At 64.8% G+C, this 17,595-nt stretch carries 18 protein-coding genes; 9 read left to right on the top strand and 9 right to left on the bottom strand.

Features of this window, described 5'->3' with window-relative positions:
- The first annotated feature begins 52 nt into the window (after window positions 1–52).
- The 5 genes from AC1RQF_RS15485 (at window position 53) to AC1RQF_RS15465 (ending at window position 4,544) form a co-directional block, all read left to right on the top strand.
- Entirely contained in the window at window positions 53–1,342 is a 1,290-nt protein-coding gene (locus AC1RQF_RS15485; RefSeq protein WP_492872407.1) for an NAD(P)/FAD-dependent oxidoreductase, read from the top strand.
- The gene (locus AC1RQF_RS15480) at window positions 1,339–2,130 is read left to right on the top strand and encodes a DUF1365 domain-containing protein (protein ID WP_273996801.1); all 792 of its coding nucleotides are present in this window, start codon (window positions 1,339–1,341) and stop codon (window positions 2,128–2,130) included. The genes AC1RQF_RS15485 and AC1RQF_RS15480 overlap by 4 nt, the downstream gene beginning before the upstream one ends.
- Window positions 2,127–3,338, top strand: coding sequence for an SAM-dependent methyltransferase (locus tag AC1RQF_RS15475; RefSeq protein WP_273996802.1), 1,212 nt, complete (start codon window positions 2,127–2,129; stop codon window positions 3,336–3,338). The genes AC1RQF_RS15480 and AC1RQF_RS15475 overlap by 4 nt, the downstream gene beginning before the upstream one ends.
- Window positions 3,304–3,882, top strand: a complete 579-nt coding sequence (locus AC1RQF_RS15470) for a chalcone isomerase family protein (RefSeq protein ID WP_492872406.1) — start codon at window positions 3,304–3,306, stop codon at window positions 3,880–3,882. Before AC1RQF_RS15475 ends, AC1RQF_RS15470 begins: the two co-directional genes overlap by 35 nt.
- A gap of 143 nt (window positions 3,883–4,025) precedes the next feature.
- A complete protein-coding gene (locus AC1RQF_RS15465) occupies window positions 4,026–4,544 on the top strand; it encodes a DUF2878 domain-containing protein (RefSeq protein ID WP_492872405.1) in 519 nt (172 codons plus the stop codon).
- A 116-nt stretch (window positions 4,545–4,660) separates the two neighbouring features.
- Here AC1RQF_RS15465 and AC1RQF_RS15460 read toward each other — a convergent pair whose 3' ends face one another.
- Window positions 4,661–4,900: a hypothetical protein gene (locus AC1RQF_RS15460; RefSeq protein ID WP_273996805.1), complete on the bottom strand. Its 240-nt coding sequence runs from the start codon at window positions 4,898–4,900 to the stop codon at window positions 4,661–4,663.
- Between the two features lie 379 nt (window positions 4,901–5,279).
- On the opposite strand from AC1RQF_RS15460, the gene AC1RQF_RS15455 reads away from it, so the two are divergent.
- Genes AC1RQF_RS15455 through AC1RQF_RS15445 form a run of 3 tightly spaced genes read left to right on the top strand, consistent with a single transcriptional unit; the run spans window position 5,280 to window position 7,361 of the window.
- Window positions 5,280–5,750 carry a MarR family winged helix-turn-helix transcriptional regulator gene (locus tag AC1RQF_RS15455; RefSeq protein WP_273996806.1) on the top strand — a complete coding sequence of 157 codons (471 nt, stop codon included), beginning with the start codon at window positions 5,280–5,282 and terminating at the stop codon, window positions 5,748–5,750.
- A complete protein-coding gene (locus tag AC1RQF_RS15450) occupies window positions 5,747–6,319 on the top strand; it encodes a cysteine hydrolase family protein (protein WP_273996807.1) in 573 nt (190 codons plus the stop codon). The genes AC1RQF_RS15455 and AC1RQF_RS15450 overlap by 4 nt, the downstream gene beginning before the upstream one ends.
- 10 nt (window positions 6,320–6,329) lie before the next feature.
- Window positions 6,330–7,361: an FUSC family protein gene (locus tag AC1RQF_RS15445; RefSeq protein WP_492872404.1), complete on the top strand. Its 1,032-nt coding sequence runs from the start codon at window positions 6,330–6,332 to the stop codon at window positions 7,359–7,361.
- A 131-nt stretch (window positions 7,362–7,492) separates the two neighbouring features.
- Here AC1RQF_RS15445 and AC1RQF_RS15440 read toward each other — a convergent pair whose 3' ends face one another.
- The 8 genes from AC1RQF_RS15440 to AC1RQF_RS15405 form a co-directional block, all read right to left on the bottom strand.
- A complete protein-coding gene (locus AC1RQF_RS15440; RefSeq protein WP_492872403.1) occupies window positions 7,493–10,030 on the bottom strand; it encodes an ATP-binding protein in 2,538 nt (845 codons plus the stop codon).
- A 367-nt stretch (window positions 10,031–10,397) separates the two neighbouring features.
- The gene (locus AC1RQF_RS15435) at window positions 10,398–11,270 is read right to left on the bottom strand and encodes a DMT family transporter (protein ID WP_492872402.1); all 873 of its coding nucleotides are present in this window, start codon (window positions 11,268–11,270) and stop codon (window positions 10,398–10,400) included.
- Complete coding sequence (locus AC1RQF_RS15430) at window positions 11,263–12,078, bottom strand: DUF2182 domain-containing protein (RefSeq protein WP_492872401.1); 816 nt, start codon at window positions 12,076–12,078, stop codon at window positions 11,263–11,265. The genes AC1RQF_RS15435 and AC1RQF_RS15430 overlap by 8 nt, the downstream gene beginning before the upstream one ends.
- Window positions 12,075–12,677, bottom strand: a complete 603-nt coding sequence (locus tag AC1RQF_RS15425) for a DUF1326 domain-containing protein (protein WP_273998416.1) — start codon at window positions 12,675–12,677, stop codon at window positions 12,075–12,077. Before AC1RQF_RS15425 ends, AC1RQF_RS15430 begins: the two co-directional genes overlap by 4 nt.
- Window positions 12,678–13,111: 434 nt before the next feature.
- Window positions 13,112–14,656, bottom strand: coding sequence for an amino acid permease (locus tag AC1RQF_RS15420; protein ID WP_273996813.1), 1,545 nt, complete (start codon window positions 14,654–14,656; stop codon window positions 13,112–13,114).
- Window positions 14,657–15,001: 345 nt separating this feature from the next.
- Window positions 15,002–15,901, bottom strand: a complete 900-nt coding sequence (locus AC1RQF_RS15415; protein WP_273996814.1) for a metal-dependent hydrolase — start codon at window positions 15,899–15,901, stop codon at window positions 15,002–15,004.
- The gene (locus tag AC1RQF_RS15410) at window positions 15,879–16,028 is read right to left on the bottom strand and encodes a hypothetical protein (RefSeq protein ID WP_273996815.1); all 150 of its coding nucleotides are present in this window, start codon (window positions 16,026–16,028) and stop codon (window positions 15,879–15,881) included. The genes AC1RQF_RS15415 and AC1RQF_RS15410 overlap by 23 nt, the downstream gene beginning before the upstream one ends.
- Window positions 16,029–16,063: 35 nt before the next feature.
- Window positions 16,064–16,504 (bottom strand): GNAT family N-acetyltransferase, encoded by a 441-nt coding sequence (locus tag AC1RQF_RS15405; protein ID WP_273996816.1) that lies wholly within the window; start codon window positions 16,502–16,504, stop codon window positions 16,064–16,066.
- 216 nt (window positions 16,505–16,720) lie between these two features.
- Between AC1RQF_RS15405 and AC1RQF_RS15400 the strand changes: the two genes are divergently transcribed.
- Window positions 16,721–17,518, top strand: a complete 798-nt coding sequence (locus AC1RQF_RS15400; RefSeq protein ID WP_273996817.1) for a thioesterase II family protein — start codon at window positions 16,721–16,723, stop codon at window positions 17,516–17,518.
- Window positions 17,519–17,595 lie beyond the last annotated feature (77 nt).

The raw sequence follows: 17,595 nt of genomic DNA, 5'->3' as shown, positions 1-17,595 counted from the left end.
AGGGCTAGCGGCCGTTCCGCACGTTGCCGCGCCACCAGGGAGACTCAACGCGATGGATCATCATTACGCGTTCCTGCAACCGGGCCGCAGCGTCGCCGTGATCGGCGCGGGCATCGCCGGGCTCGCCTGCGCGTACCTGCTGGCGCGCCGCCACCGCGTCACGCTGTTCGAGGCGGAGCCCACGCTGGGCGGCCATGCGCATACCGTCGACGTCGAGCTGGACGGCCGGCGCCATCCGGTCGACACCGGCTTCCTGGTCTTCAACGAGCGGACTTACCCGAACCTCGTCGCGCTGTTCGCCGAACTCGGCGTCACCGCCCATCGCAGCGAGATGTCGTTCTCGGTGTCGCTCGACGACGGCCGCTTCGAATGGGCCGGCACCAGCCTCAACACGGTGTTCGCGCAGCGCGCGAACCTGTTCTCGCCGAGCTTCATCGGCATGCTGCGCGACATCCTGCGCTTCAACGCGCACGCCGAGCGACATCTGGAGGCCGCGAGCCGGACCCGCTGCTCGGTCGGCGACCTGCTGACGGACGGCGGCTACGGCGCGCCGTTCCAGCATCACTATCTGCTGCCGATGGCGGCCGCGATCTGGTCGAGCACGGCGCACGAGATCCTGCGCTTTCCGGCCGCGACCTTCCTGCGCTTCTGCCTGAACCACGCGCTGCTCCAGGTGGCGCGCCGCCCCAGCTGGCAGACCGTCGCCGGCGGCGGCCGCGCCTACGTCGAGCGGATCGCGGCCACGCTCGACGACGTGCGCACCGGCACGCCGGTGCGCGCCGTGCGACGCGATGCGCACGGCGCGACCGTGTTCACCGACGCCGGTCCGGCCCGCTTCGACGCGGTGGTGCTCGCGAGCCACGCACCGACGAGCCTCGCCCTGCTCGCCGACGCGGAGCCGGACGAACGCCGCGTGCTCGGCGCAATCCGCTATCAGCGCAACCTCGCGCTGCTGCACACCGACGCCGCACTGCTGCCGAGGCGTCGTCGCGTGTGGTCCGCCTGGAATTACCTCGGCGCGCGCGACGCGACCCGGCCGGTGTGCGTCAGCTATCTGATCAACCAGTTGCAGCCGCTGCCGTTCGACACCCCGGTGATCGTCACGCTGAATCCGGTCAGCGAGCCCGCGCCCGAACGCACGCTGGGACGCTACCAGTACGAGCATCCGCTCCTCGATCTCGCCGCGCTCGACGCGCAACGGCATCTGCCGTCCTTGCAGGGACGCCGCCGCACCTGGTTCGCCGGCGCCTGGACCGGCTACGGCTTCCACGAGGACGGGCTCAAGTCGGCGCTCGCCGTGTCCGTCGATTTCGGCGTCCGGCCAGCCTGGACGCGCGCATGAACCGGCCCGCCTCCCCCGCCGCCGGCCTGTTGCTGCTCGGGCGGGTGCTGCATGTCCGGGAACGGCCGGTGCGGCATCGCTTCGCGTACCCGTTGCTGTGCGTGCGCTGCGACGTGGCGCGGCTCGCGGAACTGGACCGCTGGTGGTTCGGCATCGATCGCTGGGCGCCGCTCGGACTGTCGCGCTTCGACCACGGGCCGCGCGACGGCCGCCCGCTCGACGCGTGGATGCGCGACCAGCTCGCCGCCGCCGCGCTCCCGGCAGACGGCGCGATCTGGCTGCAAACGATCCCGCGCCTGTTCGGCCATGCGTTCAACCCCGTGAGCTTCTGGTTCTGCCACGATCGCGACGGACGCCTGCGCGCGCTGTATGCGGACGTGCGCAACACATTCGGCGGCCATCACGGCTACCTGCTGAGCGCCGCGAACCATGCGCCGATCGGCCCGGACACCGTGCTCGTCTGCCGCAAGCACTTCCACGTCTCGCCGTTCTGCGACGTCGCCGGGGAATACCTGTTCCGGGTCCGCGAGCAAGCCGCGCGGACCCGCATCGCGATCGACTACCGCGACCGGGACGGCGTGCTGCTGCGCACCGCGCTCGCGATGCGCGCCGGGCCGCTGACCGGCCGGCGCGCGGCGCGCGCGCTGCTCGCGCAGCCGTTCTCGATCGTCGGCGTCCTCGCGCGCATCCACTGGCAAGCGTTGCGTCTCGCGATGAAACGCGTGCCGTTCCACGGTCGCACGCCGCCCTCGGCGACCGCGCTGCCCGATCAGGAGATGCGCTCATGACGCTGCTCCGGCTGTCCTCGCTGCCCGCCGCGCCGCCGCCGTCGGCGCGGCTGTTCCTCGCGCTGCTGCGCCGCATCCGCCACGGTCATCTGGTGCTCGTCACGCCCGACGGCGCGCAGCGCCTCTACGGCGATCCTCATGCGCAGCCGTCCGCGACGCTGCGCCTGAACGATTGGCGAGCCTGCCGCGCGATCCTGCGCGCGGGCGACATCGGCTTCGCGCAGGCCTATCGCGACGCATGGCTCGACACGCCCGACCCCATCGCGCTGCTGCGGCTCGCGATCCGCAACGAGGCGGCGCTGTCGCGCACGGTGTGGGGCGGACCCGCGGCGCGCCTGTGGTACGCGCTGCGCCATCGGCTGCGCCTCAACACGCACGCGGGCAGCCGGCGCAACATCCACGCGCATTACGACCTCGGCAACGACTTCTACGCGCTCTGGCTCGATCCTGGCTGGACGTATTCAAGTGCGCTGTTCGACGGTCCGACCGGGCCATCGCTCGAAGTGGCGCAGGCGGCGAAATACCAGCGCATCATCGATACGCTCGGCCTGCGCGCCGGCATGCGCGTGCTCGAAATCGGCTGCGGCTGGGGCGGCTTCGTGCTCCACGCGGCGCGCCTCGGCATCGAGGTGCGCGGCGTGACGCTCTCGCCGCGCCAGCACGAGATCGCCGCCGCGCGATTGCGTGCGGCGGATATCGCGACGCCCGCGAGCGTCGAGCTGCGCGACTACCGCGACCTCGACGGCCAATACGACGCCATCGTGTCGATCGAGATGTTCGAAGCGGTCGGGGAGGCGTACTGGCCCACTTATTTCGAGGTACTGAAACAGCGGCTCGCGCCGGGCGCGCGTGCGCTGGTGCAGTCGATCACGATCGCCGATGCGCGTTTCGCCGCGTATCGCGCGTCGAGCGACTTCATCCGCGAAACGATCTTTCCGGGCGGGATGCTGCCCAGCCCCGCGCGCTTCATCCGCTCGGCCGCCGATGCGGGCCTGCATGCCGTCTCGACGCTCAGCTTCGGCCCCGACTACGCCCGCACGCTGCGCTGCTGGCGCGACGCGTTCGAAAGCCGTCTCGACGACGTGCGCGCGCTCGGCTTCGACGAACCCTTCGCGCGCACGTGGCGGATGTATCTCGCGTATTGCGAGGCAGGTTTCATCGAGGGATGCACCGATGTCCGGCACTTCGTCGTCTCGCGCGCGCCTTGATGCGCGTCGACGCCTGCTGCTCGCGCTGGCGTCCGCGCTGCTGCTCGGCGCGCCGCTCGCGCACGGCGGCTGGCGCGACGACGTCGCGCCGGCGCAGCGGATCGGCGCGGGCGAATTCTGCGTACTCGGCTTCTGCCTGTACGACGCCGAGCTGTGGGCCGCGCGGGCCGATTCCGGATTCGACGCGCCGTTCGCATTGCGCCTCACCTACCGGCGCGCAATCCGTCGCGAACGGCTCGTCGCCGTCGGTCTCCACGAGATCGAACGGCTCGCCGCCGCGCCACTGCCTGCCGCCACGCGCGCCGCATGGCGCGACGACATGGCGCGCGCGTTCGGCGACGTCGCGGCGGGCGACACGCTGTGCGGGGTTTACCTGCCGGGCAAGGGCGCGCGTTTTTACGCCAACGATCGGCTGACCGCTGAAATCGACGATCCCGCCTTCGCGCGCGCGTTCTTCGGCATCTGGCTCGATCCGCGCACGCGCGCACGGACGCTGCGCACGCATCTGCTCGGCGGGGCGCAAGACGAATGGGGCGGGCCATGACCTGCCGACGCGCGATCCGGCGTCCCGCGTCGAACGCGCGGGAGAGCGTGCGGTCCGTCGAGCGGCTGCCGGACAACCCCGGGACGCGCTCGGCGCCTGACGTCCCTGTACGGGACGAATCGCCTGCGATGCGAGCGGGCGCGATGTTCGTGCTCTGCCAGGCCGGCTGGTTCCTGTGCGTGGCGGGTGCGGCGCGTCATGCCGCGCTGCTCGGCATCGGCTTCGCAGCGGGCATGGCGGCTGGGCATCTCGTGTCGCATGCGCAGCCGGCGCGCGCGGCCGGGCTCGTCGTCAGCGTCATGGCCATCGGCTGGTTGTGGGACAGCCTGCTCGCCCGCACCGGCCTGCTCGTCTACGTGGACAGTGCGCTGCCCGTCGTTGCCGCACCGGTCTGGATGGCGGCGCTCTGGGCCTTGTTCGCGATCCAGCTGGACGGGCCGTTTCGCTGGTTGCAGGGCCGCCCGTGGCTGGCCGCCGGCCTCGGCGCGCTGGTCGCGCCGCTGTCGTTTCGCGCCGGCGCGGCGCTGGGCGCCGTGAAGATGGCCGACGTCGGCGAGGCGCTGCTCGCGATCGGCCTCGGCTGGGCGTTCCTGCTGCCGGCGTGCCTGGCGCTCGCGCGCCGCTGGCATGCGCCGTCTCGCGGGGAAGTGCGGGATTCGTGAACACGTGCGCAAGGCACGTGTTCAGGCCGCACCACGCTTGTATCGAGGCACGACGGGCATCGCTGCCGGACCTGCCGGCGCGGCATGCCGACGATGCGCAGCGGGCGGCCTTTGCGTCAGCCGCGCCCGCTCGCCGCCGGCTTCGCGGACGCCGGGCGCTTGGCCGGATGCGTCCGGCGCGTGATGAGATCGGCAATCGGATCGGCCGCCTCGGCAGACGGCGCGGCCTTGTGCGCCACCGGCTTCGCCGGCTTGTGCGAAGCGGCCGGATGCGTGGACGCCTCGGCGGCCTGGCGGGTGGGCCGGGCGCCCAGCCATTCTTCCGTGTAGGCCGCTTGCGCGGGCAAAGCAGTCATGAGGACGACGACGGATATGAGGCGCGGCAGGATGATGTGATTCACGGTCGATGACGGAGGTAGGCAATGACGCCGCAGCACGGCGCGACCCGGCATCTTGCAGGCCGAACGCCGAGCGGTCAATGATCGGATTGTTAAGTGGGGCGGCGGCGTGCCGGTACTGGCGTTATTCCCGGCCGCGTACTCATGTGGTTTCTCCCCCAAACCAGATCGCGAATGTCCTGCTTCGTCCGGCTCGCCTGTCTTGTCCGCCCCACACGTCTCGCCCGCTTGCCACGCAAACCGGCGAACTCGGGAACCTATTCCCCTACTCCCCATCCCTTGCCTGCTCATCTTTGTCATTTTGCTATATTTTTATAACTATATTAAAGTAGCGACCATGAAACCCGATGCCGACCTTCAGTTCGCCGCCCACCTGCGCAGCCAGGTCACCGCGCTGATCCGCCGCCTGCGCCAGGAAGCGCAGGCCGATCCCGTTCAGTTCGCGCAACTCGTCGTGCTGGGCGCGATCGACCGGCTCGGCGACGGCGTGACGCCGTCCGAGCTGGCCGCGACCGAGCGGCTGCGCTCGTCGAATCTCGCCGCGCTGTTGCGCGAGCTGGAAGCGCAGGCGCTGATCGACCGCCTCCCGGATCCGAACGACGGCCGCAAGATCCGCCTGTCGCTGACGGCGACGGGCCGGCGCATGCTCTACGGCAATCGCGCGAAGCGCGAGGAATGGCTCGTGGCCGCGATGCGCGCGTGCCTGAGCGCCGAGGAGCGCGCGCTGCTCGAAGCCGCCGGCCCGCTGTTCGAACGTCTGGCCCAATACGACCCGCCCAGCCCCTCAACCAAACGGAGCCCTCGATGACCACCGCCCTGATCGGACTCGACTACATCGTCGACATCATGCATCCCACCGGCAAGATCGCCCGCAGCGCCGCCCACGCGGCCGCGCGCGACGTGGTCGGCCGCTTCAACCAGGCCCTCGCGCTCGCCCGCTCGCGCGAATGGCTGCGGATCCTCGTGAAGGTCGGCTTCGAGCCCGGCTACGCCGCCCTGCCGAGCCGCTCGCCGATGTTCGGCCGCGCGCGCGAATTCGGCGCGCTCGACCTCGCCGGCCCCGGCACCGCGTTCCATCCGGACCTGGACGCCGCCGCCGCGCAACTCGTCGTCGTCAAGCCGCGCGTCAGCGCGTTCCACGGCACCCCGCTCGAACCCGCGCTGCGCGCGAACCGGATCGAGCGTGTGGTCGTCGCCGGGGTCAGCACGACCTGGGCCGTGCAGGCAACCGCCCGCGACGCGCACGATCGCGACTACGAAGTCCTGGTGTTGGAAGAAGCCTGCGCCGCCGCGACCGACGAGGAACACCAGCGCTCGATCGAGATGCTGCGCGGCATCGCGCGGATCGTCACGCTCGACGAACTCGCCGCCCACTGAGGCCCGCGCGATGCGCGCCGTCCGCGAGGCCCTCGACCCCGGCGCGGGCCTGCGCGCGCTGGCCGTGCTCGCACCGCTCGTCGCGCTGTATGCGCTGAGCCGCGACGCCGGGTGGCTGCAGGCGGCGCTCGTCGCGATCGCACTGTTCGTCGCGCACGAGCGCGTCGACCTCGCGCCGGTAGGGCTCGTTGCACAGGGGCTCGCGATCGTCGCGGGGGTCGGCGTGCTGTCGTATGCGTTGCCTGTGCCTATTGCGTTCACCGCCGGCTGCGCAGCGCTCGCGGCGATGAGCGTCGCGCTGTCGCTCGTCGGTGCGCGGCTGCGCTCGCTCGGCAACTACATCTTTATTCCGGCGCTGTATCTGAGCTATGAGACCGCCATCGCGCATGGATCGGTCAAACGTCTGTTGCCTTATCTCGCGGTGGGGGCGTTGCCGCCGATCGTCGCGGCAGGTATCGCGCAGTGGCGGCGCGCCGCCTTGCAGGACCGTTGGCGCGCACTCGTTCGCTGGCATGCACCGCGCGGCCCGGTGGTCGGCGCGCCGCGCGACGTCGCGTTGCCTGCGATGCTGGCTGTCGCCTGCGCGGTCGCCGTGGCGGCGGCGCTGGTCGTTTCACGGAAGCTTGAAGGTGGTCAATGGGTAGTCTGGTCGGCGGCGAGCGTCGTCACCGGCAGCGTGGCCGAAAGTCTCGTGAAGCTGCGCGATCGCGGCCTCGGGGCGCTGGTCGGCGCGCCGCTCGGACTGCTCGTCGGTTATCTGCTGCCCGCCGCGCCGCTGGCCTATACCGCCACCGCGCTCGCATCGATCCTCACGCTGGTCTCGTTTCGACATTATGCGAGCGGCTTCGCCGCGCGCTGCGCGTGTATTGCGTGCGCTGTGTGGATCGCGCAGCAGTCGGCCGCGATCGCGGTGGAACGGGTGGTCGATGTCTGGTTGGGTGGGTTGATTGGTTGCGCGTGCATGTTGGTTGTTGCGCCGTTGGCTGGGCGGGTGGTCGGTCTGTGGAATACGTCGGCCGCTTCGGCGGCGCGCGATGCGTAGCGCCCGAGTTGCGCCGCCAGCGGTACGGATATCGGGGAAAGATCTGTCTGGACTCGGCCATGAACTGGCGTTCGCTAACGCTCTGGCGGCGCCAGTCGAATGGCCGTTGACGTCAGCGAACAGACTTCTCCCTAGCGTAATTTGCCACCTCGAAAGTTCTTGCTTGTGACACCAAATTGCTTCGCACGTATGCCACCACCCCTCCGATTCTGAATAGTGGTAGTGGTTTGTTGGCGTGGTCCCGGTCTATCAAGCGCCTTGATGTCCCTGACAAATGCCCTCACTTCGTTCAACTGCCTGTACTGGTTTGTTTGTGGAATGGAAATGCGATTCGAGTCGATTTTAAGCAAATAAGAGATAAACACATCGCGCATTTCTACAAAGCTCTGGCTATTTGAGTGATGTGGTTTTTGTTTTAGCTCATCGCGCACTAGACGGCTATTAATTCCTGTCGTTAATGCCATTTGCTCCATGTAAACTGATGAATTGCCCAGTAGTTCGATGTGCGCAATACCACTTTCTTTTATTGCAATTCGATCGGAAAGGGCTGGCTTTACCACATTTGGGTCAAGTGTTTCCAATAGCCTTCGGTCAAAGAGCCGAGTCACGATTGTTAAAACGGATTCAATGGAAACCCCGCAGGCCTCAAAGAAATCACACAATTCCGATATCAGCCAATGTCGCCCGTCTACTTGATCCAATCGAACATTTGCGGAACGTTGGCGTAATATCCAGAGCACGTAGAGAGCAAGTAAAGGGGATGTCGGCTTGCGTGGGTCTGTATAAAATAGGTTGCAAACATACTCGTTTTCCATCTCGGAAAAGCGATCATATTCTCCTTTTATAAGTGCCCGATGAGTTCGATACTTATCAGACGAAACTGACGGCCCGCCATAGTGAGACTTGACTATATCGTCGATCTTAATTTCCGGAGAAATAAAAATTCTTTCGGCTAGCCGCAACATGCGACGAATGTCGAAATTTGCAAGTCGCCCGATGAGGCCAGAGACATAGTCGCTATCAACAAATATTCGCTCGACTGCGTCTGCGAACATCGATAGGTCATCGATGCTTACTGAAAATCCTTTTTTTGAAAAATAAGAAGAATTATTTTCTTTCTCTAGGTTGATTTTTTCCTTCACAAACCGCACTCGCCGCGACAGTATTTCCTTAGCTTCAGGAACTGGAAGGTAGAAGCTTTTGGCTGCATAGCTCTGAAGTGCTCCAGCCTTGCTGAGCCTCCAAACAGTACGATCCGTTATTGGGACCATGATGAAAACCGCAGACGCGCTCTCGAGCGAGTGCGCAAGCTGATAGATTTTGTCTTGGATATCAGGCGAAAATTGATCGGTGTTATCGAAGACAATACATGGCAAGCGCTTCAGCCCTACGGTAGACCTTTTCAGTAAGAGGCGAACATATTCTTCCGACTGGCTCTCTCTTCTAACTTCCATATGGTCGCCGAAAGCAATTTTGAACTGGTCTTTGTTGGTTTCGTACAGTGGTTTTTTGGGACCTTCTTTCCAGCGAACGTATTCACCCCAGAAAATACCTTGGAGATCGTCGTAACTGGGCGGTTGATTCGTGCAGATCTGAACCTCCAACAACGCTCGAAGTTGGCGAATTGCCCATTCGACTATGCCAGAAGGATCGCCGGAATATTCATCTAAATTGACTCTTGCAATTGAACATTTCTGTCTTACACTGAGCGGCAATATTTCTCCAAAAAATCGATCTATAAAGGTTGATTTTCCAGAGCCTTTATTGCCAACGAGGAGAACCGTTTCCGACCTTTGAGATGTTAATGTTCTCTCGATTTCCGCCTGAAGGGCAGAGCTTTCGGCGGTATCGAGCGAAGCTATACCGTTCAGTACGTTTTGAACGATTTTTTGTAGCTCAAAATCGGCGCATCGACTTTCCGGTGTTTCGACAAAGCACGCACGCACCATCTCTTTGTCTTCGGTATTTGATAGGCGAGAGAAAAACTGTGAGAACATTAAAGACGCGTCGGTTGCGAGAGCATCGCGTGGCTTCATATGTGCGTCAGCCGGATTTGCAACGAAATACTGTTCCTCCGCCTCGCCGATTGACACTCCCTCAGCTGAATTAAGGTGCACTAAATGGCGTCGCTCAAGAACGTATGGAAGTGCAAGTAATTCTGAAAATCGAGAAAAATCATCCCTAACGGATTCTATTGTGGGGAAGAAGATTCCTTTTCCCTGCAAGGGAGGAAGGCCGTCGGTTCTTGATGCTTTGAAAAACAACCAACAACGACCGTCAGTAAGCGCCGCCACTGGCGTACCCTGCTCGGTTGCATACGCTAGTGCTTGGCGAATACCCTCCTTCAGCGGTTGCAAGACAGGACCATTAAGAGACAAAGCTGTGGCCTTATTTGTGGTAGTGCTTGCCTTGAGAAGACCCGACCGCTTGGCCTCAATTACTATAGCACCCCGTCGTTCTCCGACTGTTAGCAGATAATCGATATAACCCGATGAAGTTGCTTGTTCGGTGAAAACTGATTCATGCCGCCATCCCAAAATTTCAAACAGAATCCGATCAAGGGCTTTTAACCGCGTATCGCTCTCGTTGGGAGCCTCATTAAGGGCTGCAGTTAGCTCAGGTTCTAAAGTGATAAAGTCCTGAAACATCTGATCGATGCCTGTCACCATTTTTCCCCCGAATGTATCGGCAGAACTTCAGTTGACTTATGTTGCACTGTAAGTATAAGCCGGACTAGTGCACGCGAGATCGGCCGCCGTGGCAATGCGGGGTTGGCCGACGCAACAAGCGCGGATGTCCGTTGAACTTCGGATGCAGCCGTTTATACAGTACGAGGTACATTGGCCGAATCGGGTCGATCACGGTCTCACGCCTCAGGCCAAGACCTGCTACATAAGGGTGTTGATCCACGCATCAGCAAGGACGCCGGCAACAGACCTTCGTGCATCGATCAAGACAGTCGGTCTGTCGACCACCCTGAATAGCGTGCCGTCTATCGGCAGGCTCGACCATCTACGATCCGGAATACGATGACCGCTAGCTACGCGACCTCCCCGCAAGCACGATCGCGATGCCGCCAAGAATCGCAACCGAAGCCACAGCCAGACGCGGCGTAATCGCTTCCGACAGGAACACCACCCCGCCAAACGCAGCGATCAACGGCACCGCCAACTGCACCGTCGCTGCCCGCAAGGCCGTAAGCCTGCCCAGCGCCGCATACCAGATGCAATACCCGATGCCGGACGTGAGCGCGCCGGACGCAATCGCCAGACCAACCCCCGCCCCACTCGCATGAGCACGGGTGCTGATAATGAAAAACACGCTTAACGAGAAAGCAAGCGGAGCCGCTCGCGCGAAATTACCCGCCGTCGCTGCGATCGGATCGGCCACGCCGCGGCCGCGCAGCGAATACACCCCCCAAGCGCCCCCCGCGATCGCCATCAACGCCGCGCCGACGAGCGGAGGCGCCGCGATCCCCGGCGATACCAGATAAATCAACCCTGCGACCGCCAGCGCGAGACCGACCCACGCGACCGATCCAAACTTCTCCCCACAGCGCAAACCCACGCTGAACATCGTCAATTGAACCGCGCCGAAGAGAACCAGCGCACCCGTGCCGGCGGACAACGTTGAATACGCGAAAGAGAAGAACACGACATAAACAAACAGCATGACAGCCGCGAGCCAATCAACGCGACCAGACGCGTACGGCCCGGACCTGAACCGGACGATGACGGCAAGCACGATCGCCCCCGAAACCAGTCTGATGCCGGCGAAGCTGGCCGGATCGATTTCCCCCCGCAGCAACGCGAGCCGGCACAGCAACGAATTCGCCGCGAAGGCAAACATCGCCGCCACAGTGAGGATGGTCGTCCGCAAGATCAACAATCCCCCGCGCGCTTCATGCATGAGTCAGGACCATGACGAATGACCACGACAAAAGCGCCACGCCGAGAGGTGCGCTGAGACGCTTGCCCCAGGAAACGTTCTTCTCGATCGCCGTCACGGCGGCAAGCAGGAGCATCCAGCCAAGACTGCCGGTGCCTAACGCGAACATCAGCAACATCAACGCCCAACAACAGCCGACACAGAACAGACCATGCCGCGCGCCCAGCGCGAATGCATTCCACGCCTGCGCATGCCCGCGCCAGTGCTCGATGACGAAGCTCAAGGGCGTGCGACACTTTTCAAGGCATCGATACTTGAGCCGGCTGAACTGAAATGCGCCGGCCAACGCAATGACCGCGACGCCGATCAGCCACCCATGCCAGACAAGAGCGGGGACGCTGCCGACCATGAACAGCACCGCACTGTGAAGCGCATGCGCCAAAAGTCCGAAGATTCCCCACACCGCCACATAGCCCGAACCGAGCAACACGAGCAGCCCACCATGATCAGGGCGCCCCGCCGTCAGCCGGTCGAATGCATTGAACAACGGCAACGTGGTCGGCAGCATCATGGCTACCGTCATGAGAATCCACGCGACAGCGTAGAGCACCACGGGCACGACCACGTCACCCGCGGGAATGACACGGCACAGAAACGCCGCCGGTCCGGACGCTGTCCAGTCGCCGTGTTCGATGTAGCGCCCGTATGGACTGCGCGCCCATGCCCACAACACCACCCACGCGAGCGCGATCAACGCCGTCAAGACCGGCAGGAACACATGAGTATGGCGCGAGGCGCGGGCCGGCGGCGGGCCGGCCATCGGGTTCATGCGTCGAAGACGAAGGTGCTCTGCAGGGCGTTGTGATTCTTGAGATCGAGGTCGATGCCTAACGCCGGGTTCTTCGATCGATAGGTCGGGGCCTTGCCGACAAACACGGGCGCGCCGGGCACGGTCGAGAACACGGTGTCGGACAGCGTGGTCTGGCCACCGGTTGCGCCGAGATAGGGTTCGAGTTCGGCGTAGTAGTTCGCACCGATCTCGAGTTCGCCCTTGCCCGCAACCACGGTGAAACGAATCGGCGCGCGCTCCACGGACACGACCTGGCCGATGAGCTTGGCGAGATCGGCGACCGGCCCGCCGGCCTGGCCGGTGTAGACCTTCAGCAGCGCTTCTTCCTGCGCCTTCGAAGCCCGATCGTCGACATAGATCGCGGCCGTCCAGTTGCCTTGCAGGATGTTGCCGGGCACATGGGCGACGGCCGCGATGGTATTGCCGGCCACATCGACGCCGTCGACCGTGCCCTTGTCGATATGCCACGCGACGATGGTGTCGCAGGTGCCGTTGTCGGGGTCCTCGCCGATCCAGCAGGGGCAAAGCACATTGCAGTTGCAAACTTCGAGGAGACGACCTTCCAGGTGATAACTCATACGAACCTCCATTGAAGGCAGGCGAACACCACCAACTTGACGCTGCATGGCGCGACTGCAAGGACTCTTAATCTTTTCGCTGCCGGTTGCGGAAAGTCAAGGTCATTGCGGAGCGCGCAGGTCGACAGATCAGGTCGGGCTTATGCAAGATCATTACGTCATACAACCCGAGCGATGCGACCGCGCTTCGCTATCCACGCACAGCTGCATCATCGAAAGACCGATTTTGTCTGCGTATAAATTCGATAGAGGCGAGTGCCGACGATCGGCGCTCGACCTCGTGCGATACCGATTCTCCAGACGATCATCACGACGCCGCATCCGCGCGACGAGATCGCCGGGATGAGATCGACCGGCGACATCCGCCGGAAATCCACGAAACAAAAAAAACGGGGAGCCTCCCGGCTCCCCGTCATCCGCTTCACCCGCCCGCGTTACGCCACGGTCTCGGTATTCGCCGGCACGCGCGTGCGCCGCACGCCGTCCACGCCGTTGCCTTCGAGCCACGGCGCGATCTCCATGTCCTCGTACTTCACGAAGCGGCTCTTGTTGACGAGCCGATAACCGAGCCACACGACCAGGAACAGCGGGATGCCGATATAAGTCGCCGTCACGCCGATCCAGTCGATCTTGTTCGACAGGAACGCCTGATAGTCCTGGCCGAACGCGATCACGATGCACAGCACGAACGCGAAGATCGGCCCATACGGGAACAGCTTCGACTGGTACGGCAGCTGATCGACCGAGTACCCCTGCCGGATGAAGCCCTTGCGGAACCGATAATGGCTGACCGCGATGCCGAGCCACGCGATGAAGCCGGTCATGCCCGAGGTATTGAGCAGCCACAGATAAACGGTCTTGTCGCCATACAGCGACGACAGGAAGCACAGCGCCCCGACCGCGGTGGTCGCATACAGCGCATTGCGCGGCACGCCGCCCGGCGACAGCTTCGCGAACAGCTTCGGCGCGCGGCCCTCGGTCGCGAGGTTGTACAGCATCCGCGTCGACGCATACATGCCCGAGTTGCCGGCCGACAGCACGGCGGTCAGGATCACCGCATTCATCACGCCCGCCGCGAACGCGAGGCCCGCGTGACGGAACACCAGCGTGAACGGGCTCACGCCGATATCGGTCACGTCGCTCTTGAGCAGATTGGGATCGGTATAGGGAATCAGCATGCCGATCACGAAGATCGCCAGCACGTAGAACAGCAGGATCCGCCAGAACACCTGGCGCACCGCGCGCGGAATCGTCGTGCGCGGATTCTCCGATTCGCCCGCCGCGACCCCGATCAGCTCGGTGCCCTGGAACGAAAAGCCCGCGATCATCGCAACGCCCATCATCGCGGGCAGGCCGCCCGCGAACGGCGCGTCGCCGATCGTGAAGTTATGCCAGCCCGTGTTGGCCCCGCCCTTCAGGATGCCGACGATCATCAGCAAGCCGATGCCGATGAACGCGACCACCGTGACGACCTTGATCAGCGCGAACCAGTACTCGGCCTCGCCGAAACCGCGCACCGTCAGCACGTTGAGCAGGAACATCACGGCGAGGAACAGCGCGCTCCACCACACCCCCGGCACATCGGGAAACCAGTAGTGCATCACGAGCTGCGCGGCCACCAGCTCGACCGCGATCGTCACGGCCCAGTTGTACCAATAGTTCCAGCCGAGCGCGAAACCGAAGCCCTCTTCGACGTATTTCGCGCCGTAGGTCGAGAACGAGCCGGACACGGGCATCAGCGCGGCCATCTCGCCAAGGCTCATCATCAGGCAATAAACCATCAGCCCGATCAGCAGGTAGGCGAGCATCGCCCCGCCCGGGCCGGCCTGCGAGATCGACGCGCCGGACGCGACGAACAGGCCGGTGCCAATCGAGCCGCCGATCGCGATCATCGTCAGGTGACGGGCTTTCAGACTGCGGTGGAGCTTGGGTTGAGTCGAGGATGAAGTAGGACTGTCGGAATTCGGGTGTGCTGGCATAACTGGCGTGCAAGGAGCGGGCGACGCATGAATGCATCGCTTCGGGTCGCTCCGGGATTCGATGTGTCCCCGGAATGGATGGCGGCACGTCAGCCGGAAATGGTACGGGCGGCCGCGCCGATTGCATTTTTTTGCGCAGCGCGGATTCTACCCGATTCGTCCGACGGGGCGCCGCTGCATTGACCGCCGGTCGGTCGATTATACAATCATCCGTGCATAGTGGGCGTATCGTGCCGACGGCCGGTGCCGGCCCCCGAAAAGCGCCCGGGCCCGCCTGACATCGGCGGGCCCGGAATCGACCTCGGGACGAGGGCGCGGCAGGCCCCGTGACGGCGGATGCGGCGCTCAGGCGCCTGCTTGCGGCATCGGATGGAGCGGCACGCGGCGCGGCGCGGCCTCGGACGCATAGCGCCGGTTGGTCGCGTCGATCGCGGCCAGCAAGCCGTCGAGACGCGCCAGATGCGCGCGGTTGTCGTGGTCCCACGGATGGAAGCCCGGCCGGAAGTAGCTGAGCCATTCACGCCCGATCAGCGCGAACACGCCCTTGCGCGGCCCGAACAGATAGCCGACCAGCCGGCCGAAGCCGGTGACCTTGCCGATCCGCCGGCGATGCGCGCTCAACAGATGCAGGTGGAACTCGAACACCGTGCCCCAGAACAGCACGCTCGTGAACAACATCGCGCCGGTGCGGATCAGGTAGCGCTTGAGCCCCGGCTTCATCACGGCGAGCCACACGTCGTACGCGACGGACTTGTGCTCGGTTTCCTCGAGCGCGTGCCATTGCCACATCTGCACGTAGCCGTCGACCGAGCCCTCGGCGAGCGTCACCCGCTTCGCGAGCAGCAGGTCCGCGAACATCGCCGTGTAGTGCTCGAGCGCGATCGTGATCGCGAGTTGCATCGAGTGCGGCAACACCTTCTTCATCCAGCCGAGCACCGCCCACAGCCGCGCGTCGATCTTGTGCGCGGGCAGGCCCGCCGCCTGCAGCAGGTCGTTGTACTCGACGTGCTCGCGGGTATGCATCGCCTCCTGGCCGATGAAGCCGACGATTTCCTGCTTCAGTTCCGGATCGTCGATCCGGTCGCGGTAATTGCGCACCGAATCCATGAAGAAGCGCTCGCCCGCCGGGAACAGCAGCGACAGCGCGTTGTACAGATGCGTGGTGGCGACGCCCTCCCCATGCCAGTCGCAGGCGCGATCCGGCGGCAGGGCAAAACGGACGTCACGGCGTACGATCGAAGTCATTGGATGTCTCCCGGTCGTCCCGGGGTGCCGCCCACGGCGCGCCGGACTGCGTCACGGCGGCGCGAAAATGGGGAACGGTCACCCGGGCAATTAAGTCATCATAAACAGTTACATTGATCGATGTCATGATAGAACCGGAACGTCCAGGATGCAAGGATCGGTTCAGCCGCCGCCGTCGGGAGACGCCAGCAACAGGTAGTCGCCGTCATCGGCCGTGCCCGCGCCGACCTCCACGAAGCCGCATGCGCGATAGAACGCCAGCGCACGCAGATTGCGGGTCAGGCACTTGAGGCGATAGCGCGTCGCCGGCCAGCCCGGCAGCGCCTGCAGCAGCGCGCGGCCGACGCCGTCGCGCAGGCGCGCCGGATCGACATAGAGGTGGTGCAGGAAATGCTCGGGCATCCACACCGACGCGAAACCGACCAGTTGGCCGCTCGCGCCGACCGCCACCCACTGCGCCTCGCCGCGCGTCTGCGCCTCGAAGTCCGCGAGCGCGAAGATCTCGGGCGGTTCCCAGGAGAATGCGGCGCGGCGCGAACGCAGGAACAGGTCGCGCAAGGCAGGCAAATCGGCGGCGGTTGCGCCGCGTACGTGAAGCGTCATGTCGGCGGGTCTCCGTTTTTTTACGGTCCGATTCCGCTCGGTGTGGCGGACCGAACAAAGCGATGCGTGAATTCCGCGCGCGCGTGCCGCATAATCTGCTGCGCATTCCAGAAAGCACCTCGGCGCATCTGGCGGGACCTTCGCGCGCAGCGCGGCCCGCCATTTGAACACATGACAACACACTGACCTGCCTCCGCTGACCCGGAGCCGCCGCGCATGGCCTCGCTACCCGACACGATCACGATTCCCTCCCGCCGCGACGCGGCCCGCCACCGGCTGCTGGTGTTTCATCACGCCTGCGGCGCGGCGACCAACTACCATCGCTGGGCGATGGGTTTCCCCGCCGATACCGAAGTCTGGCTCATCGACCTGCCCGGCCGCGGCAAGACCATGCGCCAGCGGCCCGTCGACACGGTGCCGGCCATGATCGCCCACCTGCGTTCGCTGGCGCCGTTCCTGCCGCGCGACTATGCCGTGTTCGGTCACAGCATGGGCGCGCTCGTCGCGTACTGCTTCGCACACGACATGACGCAGCTCGGCCGGCCGCCGCTGTGGCTCGGCGCCTCCGGCGCGGACGCGCCGTTCTACCCGGAACGCGGCCGCCGCCGCGCGAATGCGCCGGTCCACCTGCGCAGCGATCCGGAGATCATCGATTACCTGGTCACGCTCGGCGGCACGCCGCGCGAACTGGCCGAGCACCGGGAGCTGAAGGAGATGCTGCTGACGCTCGCGAAAGCCGATTTCCGCATCGTGGAGGCGGGCTTCCCGCTGCCGTCGGCGACGCCGCAGCCGTTCCCGGTCGCGGTGTTCTCGGGCCGCCACGACCCGGTGGTGAGCGCGGCGGGCCTGCACGACTGGACCCGCGGCTCGCAACACCCGGTCACCTTCCATGATTTCGACGGCGGCCACTTCTACCTGTTCGACCAGGCGGCGGCCGTGCAGCACACGATCGGCCGCGCGCTCGACGACGCGCACCGCGCGCGCACGGCCGCGGCGCTGCCGTCGCAACCGTAGCGCGGCGACCGGCGCGGCGACGCTGAACGGCGGCACCGTGCAGGTGATCGCGAGCCAGGCCGCCTCCCAGCCGAACA

The sequence above is a fragment of the Burkholderia sp. GW821-FHT14F03 genome, assembly GCF_058803765.1.
Note: the sequence above shows the minus strand (reverse complement) of the source record. Positions and strands in the feature narration are given on the sequence as shown.

What these genes read in the sequence shown, in the direction of transcription:
- AC1RQF_RS15460 (WP_273996805.1), bottom strand. Translation starts at nt 4,900, where the DNA reads ATGACTGCTTTGCCCGCGCAAGCGGCCTACACGGAAGAATGGCTGGGC.
- AC1RQF_RS15430 (WP_492872401.1), bottom strand. Translation starts at nt 12,078, where the DNA reads ATGAACCCGATGGCCGGCCCGCCGCCGGCCCGCGCCTCGCGCCATACT.
- AC1RQF_RS15465 (WP_492872405.1), top strand. Translation starts at nt 4,026, where the DNA reads ATGTTCGTGCTCTGCCAGGCCGGCTGGTTCCTGTGCGTGGCGGGTGCG.
- AC1RQF_RS15470 (WP_492872406.1), top strand. Translation starts at nt 3,304, where the DNA reads ATGTCCGGCACTTCGTCGTCTCGCGCGCGCCTTGATGCGCGTCGACGC.
- AC1RQF_RS15405 (WP_273996816.1), bottom strand. Translation starts at nt 16,504, where the DNA reads ATGACGCTTCACGTACGCGGCGCAACCGCCGCCGATTTGCCTGCCTTG.
- AC1RQF_RS15480 (WP_273996801.1), top strand. Translation starts at nt 1,339, where the DNA reads ATGAACCGGCCCGCCTCCCCCGCCGCCGGCCTGTTGCTGCTCGGGCGG.
- AC1RQF_RS15450 (WP_273996807.1), top strand. Translation starts at nt 5,747, where the DNA reads ATGACCACCGCCCTGATCGGACTCGACTACATCGTCGACATCATGCAT.
- AC1RQF_RS15425 (WP_273998416.1), bottom strand. Translation starts at nt 12,677, where the DNA reads ATGAGTTATCACCTGGAAGGTCGTCTCCTCGAAGTTTGCAACTGCAAT.
- AC1RQF_RS15400 (WP_273996817.1), top strand. Translation starts at nt 16,721, where the DNA reads ATGGCCTCGCTACCCGACACGATCACGATTCCCTCCCGCCGCGACGCG.
- AC1RQF_RS15445 (WP_492872404.1), top strand. Translation starts at nt 6,330, where the DNA reads ATGCGCGCCGTCCGCGAGGCCCTCGACCCCGGCGCGGGCCTGCGCGCG.
- AC1RQF_RS15475 (WP_273996802.1), top strand. Translation starts at nt 2,127, where the DNA reads ATGACGCTGCTCCGGCTGTCCTCGCTGCCCGCCGCGCCGCCGCCGTCG.
- AC1RQF_RS15415 (WP_273996814.1), bottom strand. Translation starts at nt 15,901, where the DNA reads ATGACTTCGATCGTACGCCGTGACGTCCGTTTTGCCCTGCCGCCGGAT.
- AC1RQF_RS15455 (WP_273996806.1), top strand. Translation starts at nt 5,280, where the DNA reads ATGAAACCCGATGCCGACCTTCAGTTCGCCGCCCACCTGCGCAGCCAG.
- AC1RQF_RS15435 (WP_492872402.1), bottom strand. Translation starts at nt 11,270, where the DNA reads ATGCATGAAGCGCGCGGGGGATTGTTGATCTTGCGGACGACCATCCTC.
- AC1RQF_RS15410 (WP_273996815.1), bottom strand. Translation starts at nt 16,028, where the DNA reads ATGACATCGATCAATGTAACTGTTTATGATGACTTAATTGCCCGGGTG.
- AC1RQF_RS15485 (WP_492872407.1), top strand. Translation starts at nt 53, where the DNA reads ATGGATCATCATTACGCGTTCCTGCAACCGGGCCGCAGCGTCGCCGTG.
- AC1RQF_RS15420 (WP_273996813.1), bottom strand. Translation starts at nt 14,656, where the DNA reads ATGCCAGCACACCCGAATTCCGACAGTCCTACTTCATCCTCGACTCAA.
- AC1RQF_RS15440 (WP_492872403.1), bottom strand. Translation starts at nt 10,030, where the DNA reads ATGGTGACAGGCATCGATCAGATGTTTCAGGACTTTATCACTTTAGAA.